Source organism: Faecalicatena fissicatena, from assembly GCF_016900595.1.
In the GTDB taxonomy this organism is placed as follows: domain Bacteria; phylum Bacillota; class Clostridia; order Lachnospirales; family Lachnospiraceae; genus Claveliimonas; species Claveliimonas intestinigallinarum.
Genome location: NZ_JACLYY010000029.1, coordinates 1 through 1,897 on the forward strand (window position 1 = coordinate 1; position 1,897 = coordinate 1,897).

General features: G+C 58.8%; 3 protein-coding genes. All 3 read right to left on the reverse strand.

Translation table 11 applies throughout. The features are described 5' to 3' along the window. On the reverse strand, positions 1-366 hold a 366-nt coding region (rplC, locus tag H7U36_RS14955; RefSeq protein ID WP_205156424.1), incomplete at its 3' end, for a 50S ribosomal protein L3. Between the two features lie 373 nt (positions 367-739). Next, positions 740-1,054, reverse strand: coding sequence for a 30S ribosomal protein S10 (gene rpsJ / locus H7U36_RS14960; protein ID WP_006573401.1), 315 nt, complete (start codon positions 1,052-1,054; stop codon positions 740-742). Between the two features lie 323 nt (positions 1,055-1,377). Further along, positions 1,378-1,827: a hypothetical protein gene (locus H7U36_RS14965; RefSeq protein WP_007494667.1), complete on the reverse strand. Its 450-nt coding sequence runs from the start codon at positions 1,825-1,827 to the stop codon at positions 1,378-1,380. Positions 1,828-1,897 lie beyond the last annotated feature (70 nt).

Below are 1,897 nucleotides of genomic sequence, written 5' to 3' on the forward strand. Positions count from 1 at the left end.
AGATGTGTATAAGAGACAGCCCTTGCTGATGCCGGTCACGTCCACGCGGTCGCCCTCGGCGAACACGTCCACCTTCACCTCGTCGCCCACGTTCATCTCGGCGGCCTTGGCCAGCTTGAACTCCTTCAGGGTCTTCTTGCGGGCGTCGCCGGCCTTCTTCAGGTGGCCCAGCTCAGGCTTGGTGAGCTTGCGCTCCGCCACGTCGCCGTAGCCGAGCTGAACGGCGTTGTAGCCGTCCTTCTCCTCGGTCTTCTTCTGCACCACGGTGCAGGGGCCAGCCTCAATAACGGTGACCGGGATGACCTTGCCGTCGGCGTCAAAGATCTGCGTCATGCCGATCTTCTTGCCGATAATGGCCTTTTCCATGATAGTTCCTCCTTAATAAGGTTATTGGTTGACGCTGTCACGCCTCGCCTGTTCGCAACGCGTCACTGCTTGCCGCTCCGTGAAAAATACCGCTCCGCCTTTGGCGTCGCCTGTTTTTTCATCTGCGCGGCCGCTGTGCCGCTGCTCACGACGGCTCAGGCGCTTCGTGCCAACTTGACCCGTCCGCCTCAAAAGCGCGGCGGACTGCGGGTACACAAAGGTAGTTGTCTGAGATGGCTGTGTCACGCTGCGAAGCCTTCGCAACGTCACGCTGTTCATCGCTCCGTGAAAAATGCCGCTCCGCCTTTGGCGTCGCCTGTTTTTTCATCTGCGCGATTTACTGCGTGCCTGCTCCCGGCTTCTCCACGCTTCGTTACAGCTTGATCTCGATCTCGACGCCGGCGGGGAGCTCCAGGGACATCAGGGCCTCCACGGTCTTGGGGGAGGGCTTGAGGATGTCGATGAGGCGCTTATGGGTGCGGCGCTCGAACTGCTCGCGGGAATCCTTGTACTTATGGACGGCGCGCAGGATGGTCACGACCTCCTTCTTGGTGGGCAGGGGGATGGGGCCGGACACGGACGCGCCGGTGCGCTTGGCGGTCTCCACGATCTTCTCAGCGCTCTGGTCGATGAGCTGGTGATCGTAGGCCTTCAGGCGAATGCGGATCATTTCTTTCTGAGCTGCCATTGTGGTTCCTCCTTAAAAACATACGAAGTGGTGGATTGAGCACGCTTCGTACGGTGAGAAATCTTCAGCACACGTTTCCGTGCGTATCACTCCGTGACATGAAGAAAACCGGCACAAGCAGGCCGGTTTACTCCCTGCGCGGCGATATACGCCGTGCACGGACTCCTCAGCCGCCCGATTCTAGCTCGGACATACTCCGCGGAAGTTACCGGCTCGCGCCGCAATCTCCCGCATCATCGCAGACTGCGCCCCTTTACAGGCGCTCTGTTATAATACCTGAAAAATCCCGTCCTGTCAATAGATTTTTCCGGTTTTCGTAAAATTTATTTCTTCACTGGGTCCTTGGCCCGGCAGCCCAGCCAGGAGGACAGCACCAGCAGCAGGAATGCGCCGAAATAGAACCAGAACACCTGTCCGGTCCACATGGCCACAATAGCGCCCAGGCGCAGAAGGGGCAGATAGAAGAACTGGGTCAGCAGGCCCACTGCGTTGTCCCAGTAGGCGTGAAGGGACAGCTCCTGCACCCCCAGCAGCACCAGCACCACCAGCGCTGGAAGGTTGATGCACAGCATGGTGAGCGCCATGCCCCTCTTGGAGCCCTTGAAGCCAAACGTGCCGGAGACCACCATCCACAGCGTCAGCACGGCCAGACCTACCACGATGTAGAACCAGGCGCCCATCTGGGCAAAAATTGTCGTCATCCCCAGACTGAGCAGCCATCCCAGCAGGAAGGGGCTCAGCCCCACCAAAAACAGCACCGCGGCTTTGCGCATGCAATCACACCTCTTTCATCATACGGCATTTTTTACCGCTGCACAGCATACCTGTCTCTTATACACATCT

Excerpts from the sequence above, each read along its gene's own strand:
- rpsJ (WP_006573401.1), bottom strand. The coding sequence starts at position 1,054 with ATGGCAGCTCAGAAAGAAATGATCCGCATTCGCCTGAAGGCCTACGAT.
- H7U36_RS14965 (WP_007494667.1), bottom strand. The coding sequence starts at position 1,827 with ATGCGCAAAGCCGCGGTGCTGTTTTTGGTGGGGCTGAGCCCCTTCCTG.